Annotated in this window: 3 protein-coding genes and 1 pseudogene; 3 read left to right on the top strand and 1 reads right to left on the bottom strand. The window is 70.9% G+C overall.

What is annotated here, in order from left to right; genetic code table 11:
* Positions 1-103 precede the first annotated feature (103 nt).
* The 3 genes from DOO78_RS26560 to DOO78_RS26570 all read left to right on the top strand — a co-directional run bounded on the left by DOO78_RS26560 (position 104) and on the right by DOO78_RS26570 (position 4,843).
* The gene (locus DOO78_RS26560) at positions 104-322 is read left to right on the top strand and encodes a hypothetical protein (protein WP_128080182.1); all 219 of its coding nucleotides are present in this window, start codon (positions 104-106) and stop codon (positions 320-322) included.
* Between the two features lie 4 nt (positions 323-326).
* Positions 327-3,425, top strand: a complete 3,099-nt coding sequence (locus DOO78_RS26565) for an efflux RND transporter permease subunit (protein ID WP_111472894.1) — start codon at positions 327-329, stop codon at positions 3,423-3,425.
* A 239-nt stretch (positions 3,426-3,664) separates the two neighbouring features.
* Positions 3,665-4,843, top strand: a complete 1,179-nt coding sequence (locus DOO78_RS26570) for a TolC family protein (protein ID WP_165839110.1) — start codon at positions 3,665-3,667, stop codon at positions 4,841-4,843.
* Positions 4,844-5,017: 174 nt separating this feature from the next.
* Here DOO78_RS26570 and DOO78_RS26575 read toward each other — a convergent pair.
* A pseudogene (locus tag DOO78_RS26575) lies at positions 5,018-5,336 on the bottom strand (transposase); the annotation flags it as partial.
* Positions 5,337-5,448: the final 112 nt, after the last annotated feature.

Raw genomic sequence — 5,448 nt, forward strand, 5'->3', positions numbered from 1 at the left:
CCGCGCGGCGTTCCGTCGAATAGGCCAACTCATCACTCCGTCCCGCCCCTCTGAAAATGAGAGATCATCTCAAGGCGCCGGACAACTTCCCTGCCACAGGGGGGTGGTGCCGGAAGCGGCGGTGCAGGCGGTGGACAACCAGCCGGTGGTTTTCGTGCGGACCGGCGAGACCCGCTTTGCCCGCCGCGACGTGACACCCGGCCTGCGCCAGGGCGGCGCGACGGAGATCACTCAGGGATTGCAGCCGGGGGAGGTGGTGGCGACCGAGGGCAGCTTCCGCCTGAAGGCGCTGCTGCTGCAGAGCCGCGTGGAAGGCGATTGAGCCGGTGATCGCCCGCCTGACGGACGCCGCCATCGCCAACCGCACGGTCGTACTGGTGCTGGTCGGCCTGCTGGTCGCCATGGGCCTCTATGACCTGCGGCGCCTACCCATCGACGCGCAGCCCGACATCTCGCCCCGCCAGGTGCTGGTCATCACCCAGGCGCCTGGCCTTGGCCCGCCGGAGATGGAGCGCTTCGTCACCTTCCCGGTAGAGCTCGCCCTGCAGGGCCTTCCGCACATGGAGAACCTGCGCTCCGTCACACGCTATGGCCTTTCGGTCGTCTATGTCCGCTTCTCCGACGACACAGACATATACGCCGCGCGCAACCTGGTCTTCTCCCGCCTGCCCTCGGTGCAGGTGCCGCCGGAGGCGGGGGCGCCGCAGATGGGCCCGGTCTCCACCGGCCTCGGCGAGATCTACCAGTTCGAGGTGCGCGGAGAGGGCCGCAGCCTGATGGAGCTGCGCACCATCCTCGACTGGCAGATCGCCCTGCGCCTGAAGCAGGTGCCGGGCGTCATCGACGTCAACGTCAACGGCGGCGAAATGAAGACCTACGAGGTGCAGGTCGCCGCCGATGCGTTGACCCGCTACGGCCTCTCCCTCTCCGAGGTGTTCGCCGCCATCGAGCGCAACAACGGCGCCCGCGGCGGTGCGACGCTGGAGCGCAACGGCGAGCAAGCGGTGATTCGCGGGGAGGGACTGATTGCCAACCCGCAGGACATCGAGCGCATCGTGCTGCGCACCGGGGAGGGTGGCGTGCCGCTCTATGTCCGCGACATCGCCCGCGTGGTGCCGGCCGCCCGCCCGCGCCTCGGCGCCGTGACGCGCGACGGCCGCGGGGAGGCGGTGGTCGGCGTCGCGCTGATGCTGCTGGGCGAGAACACGCGGGAGGTCGGCGACCGCGTGAAGGCCGCCGTCGGCGAGATCGGCAAGAGCCTGCCGAAGGGCGTCGAGATCGCGCCCTACTACGACCGGTCCGACCTGATCACCCGCACCATCCATACCGTGGCGAAGAACCTGGTGGAGGGCGCGGCGCTGGTCGTCGTCGTGCTGCTGGTGCTGCTGGGCAATATCCGCGCCGGCCTCGTCGTCGCCGCCGCCATTCCGCTCTCGATGCTCGCCGCCTCCACGGCAATGTACTATGCTGGGATCTCCGGCAACCTGATGAGCCTGGGCGCCATCGACTTCGGCCTGATCGTCGACGGTGCGGTCGTGATGATCGAGAACGTCGTCCGCCGCCGCGGCGAGCAACCGGACCGGCCGATCGAGGATGTGGTGCGGGAGGCGGCGCATGAGGTCGGCCGCCCCATCGTCTTCGCCGTCACCATCATCACCGTGGTCTACCTGCCGCTGCTGAGCCTGCAGGGAGTCGAGGGCAAGATGTTCCGCCCCATGGCGCTGACTGTCGTCTTCGCCCTGGTCGCCTCACTGGTACTGACGCTGGTGCTGATGCCGGTGCTGGCGACCTTCGCGCTGCGCGGGCGCGTGGCGGAGCATGACAGCCGCGCCATCGCCTGGGTGCGCCGGCGCTACGCCCCGCTGCTCGACGCCTCGGAGCGGCACCCGGCGCCGGCCATCGGCATCGCCCTCGCCCTGCTGGTCGCCAGCGGCCTGCTGGCGACGCGGCTCGGCGCCGAGTTCATCCCGCGCCTGGACGAGGGCGCGCTGGCCGTCACCATCACTAAACTACCGAGCATCGGGCTGTCCACCGCCGTCGAGACCACGACGCTGGTCGAGAAGACGCTGCTAAGGTTTCCCGAGGTGGAGACGGTGGTCAGCCTCTCCGGCAGCTCGGAGATCCCGACCGACCCGATGGGCGTGGAGCAGAGCGACAGCTTCATCATCCTGAAGCCGCGCGAGCAGTGGCGGACGGCGCCGGACCGGGAGGGGCTGATCGCCGCCTATGCCGAGGCGCTGGACCGCGAGGTGCCGGGCCTGCAGCTATCCTGGTCGCAGCCGATCGAGATGCGCATGCAGGACCTGCTGCAGGGCGTCCGCTCCGACATCGCCGTCATCATCTACGGCGACGACCCGGCGGCGCTGCGCCGCGCGGCCGATGCGGTGGTGCAGGCGGTGGCGAAGGTGCCGGGGGCGGAGGACGTGAAGTCGGAGCAGACCGCCGGCCAGCCCTACCTGCGGATCATCGTGGACCGGGAGGCGGTGGCCCGCTACGGCCTGAACGCCGCCGAGGTCCTGGACGTGGTGGAGGCGCTAGGCGGCCGAACAGTGGGCACGCTGGTGGAGGGCAATGCCCGCTTCGACATCCGCGTCCGGCTGCGGCCGGAGGACCGGATGGACCCCGACCGCATCCGCGACCTCCGCATCGCCGACGGCAGCGGCCGGGCGGTGCCGCTGACGCAGCTGGCGCGCGTGGTGACAGAGGACGGACCGGCGCAGATCAGCCGCGAGAAGGGCCGGCGCCGCATCACGGTGGAGGCGAATGTCCGCGGCCGCGACATCGCCAGCTTCGTGGGGGAGGCGCAGGCGGCGGTGCAGGCCCAGGTCCGGCTGCCGCCCGGCTATTCCATGGAATGGGGCGGGCAGTTCCAGAACCTGCAGGAGGCGACGGCGCGGCTGACGGTGGTGGTGCCAGCGGCGCTGGCGCTGATCTTCGCGCTGCTCTTCCTCATGTTCCGCAGCGTCCGGCTGTCCGCGCTGATCTTCGTCAACATCCCCTTCGCCGCCACGGGCGGCGTCCTGGCGCTGTGGCTGCGCGGTCTGCCCTTCAGCATCTCGGCCGCCGTCGGCTTCATCGCGCTGTTCGGCATCGCGGTGCTGAACGGCGTGGTGCTGGTCAGCACCATCGTGGAGCAGCGGCGGGAAGGGAAGGACGCCATGGCCGCAGCGCGGGACGCGGCCATGCTGCGCCTGCGGCCGGTGCTGATGACGGCGACGGTGGCCAGCCTCGGCTTCCTGCCGATGGCGGTCTCGACCAGCGCCGGCGCGGAGGTGCAGCGGCCGCTGGCCACCGTGGTCATCGGCGGCCTGATCACCGCCACCATGCTGACGTTGCTGGTGCTGCCCACGCTCTATCCGCGGTTCGCCGGGCGGGGGCAATCGTCGCACTCAGATCCTGCGCCCCGCCCGGCCGCCGCGGAGTAGCGACGGTGCACAAAGTGTTCCTTGCCGCGGTCATAGCCGCGGTGGTCCCCGCTGCGGCCGCGGGCGATGCGCGGGCGCAACCAACGCCGCTGTCCCACCCACCGATGGCAGTGCCGCCCGAAGCCAATCCGCCGGCCACCACCCTCCGCCCGCCGCAGCTCGCGCCGGCTCCCCGCCGGGCGGAGCGGCCGCGCGAAGCGCCGCCGCTTCAGCCGAGCGGGCCTCGCACCTCACCGCCGATGGCGGTCTCGCCCATCGAAGCGTCGGGCCTGGCGCGGGACCTCGACGCCGCGCTCTCCATCGATGCCGCGGCGCGCGCCATCCAGGGCCAGCGGGAGGCGGTGCGGTCCCGCGATGCGCTGGTGCGCTCCCCCATCCCCGGCTCGCCCTTGCTGGGTGGCGATTTCCGGTCCGACGCGCGCGGGCCGGGCCGGGCCAACGAATGGAACGTGGAGGTGGCGGCACCGCTCTGGCTGCCCGGGCAGCGCGGCGCCCTCGCGGGCACGGTGAACGCCGGGGTGGAGGAGCAGGAGCGGCGCCTGGCGCTGCGGCGGCTGGAGCTGGCCGGGCTGCTGCGCGATGCTTATTGGGCGGTCGGTGCCGCCGAGTCCGAGCTGCGGGTGGCGCGCAACCGGCTGGCGACGGCGCGCGACATCGGCCGCGACGTGCAGCGGCGCGTGGAACTCGGCGACATCGCGCAGACCGAGGCGCTGCTGACCCGGAACGAAGAGTTGGCGGCGACGCTGGACCTGACGCGGGCCGAGGCTGCGGTTGCTGCCGCCCACGCCGCCTACCGCACGCTGACCGGCGGGAGCGAGGCGGCGCTGCAGTCGGCGGGTGGCAGCACAGGCCTGGCCGGCGCGCGGTCGGAGCCCGCCATGATGGACGCGGCCACCCACCCGGCGATCCGCACGGCGGAAGCGGCGCTGGCGACCGCCGAGGCGCGCGCCCGGCTGGTGCGGGCGACGCCGATGGACAACCCCGAACTGGGCGTCTTCACCCGCGGCCAGGGCGGGCTGGTGACCGAGCAGGGCACCTCGCTTGGCCTGCGCGTCCGCATCCCGCTGCCGAGCGAGGCGCGCAACGCCCCCCGCCGCGCCGATGCGGAGGCCGAGCGCACGCGGGCAGAGGGCGAGCTGATCCAGGCCCGGCGGGTGGTGGAGGGCGAGATCAGCCTCGCCCGCCTCGGCTTGGCCGCCGCGGCGCGGGCACGCGGCATCGCAGCCGACCGGCGCGCGGTGGCCGAACAACAATTGGCGACGGCGCGCACGGCCTTCCGCAGCGGCGAGATCGGTGCCTTCGACCTGTTCCGCGTGCGGCAGCTGCAGATCGAGGCCGCGGCCGGGGAGGCGCGGGCAGAGGTCGAGGCGGGGCGGGCGCGCAGCCGGCTGAACCAGGCACTGGGCTTGGCGCCGTAGATCAAGTCATGCTGATCACGAACTCCTCTACGCGACCTGCGGAACTGTCTGTCGAATGCTGAGTGAGTTCCGCTCGTCAAAATCCGCGACAGCTGCATGCATCTAAACAATTCTGACGTGCCAACATTGCAGGCTTCCAATCGCCATGTAAGCGTGATCAGAGTCCATCCGGGATCATATTGTTTTTTGACATAGCCATCGGAGCATACGACGGACGGAGGCCCAGCGCAGGAAGGCAAGCGCGCGGCGGTTCAAGCACTCCCAATCCTTGGCTAATCGTCGGCAGCGATTGGTCGACGTATACGTCGACGGCGATGGTGCGCTCGACAATCCAGCGCTTGGGTAGCACGACGAACTTGCGCGTCTGGGATCGCTTGACGATCTCGAGGTTGATGTGGCGGCAGGTCGTGAGCAGTCCGGCCTGGAAGGTGGCGCCCTGGTACCCGCCATCAGCGTAGAGCTTCAGCAGGAACAGATAGAGGCCAAACAGCGAGTCTATCAGCGTAAGCGCGGCGACGAGGCCCATCTTCCGAGGTGAGGCCTGAATGTGCTGGGTCGGCCTGGAGCGAGGAGCTTCAGGTCGACGTTATGGATAGCGTTAACGA

This window comes from Roseicella frigidaeris, assembly GCF_003258945.1.
Lineage (GTDB): Bacteria > Pseudomonadota > Alphaproteobacteria > Acetobacterales > Acetobacteraceae > Paracraurococcus > Paracraurococcus frigidaeris.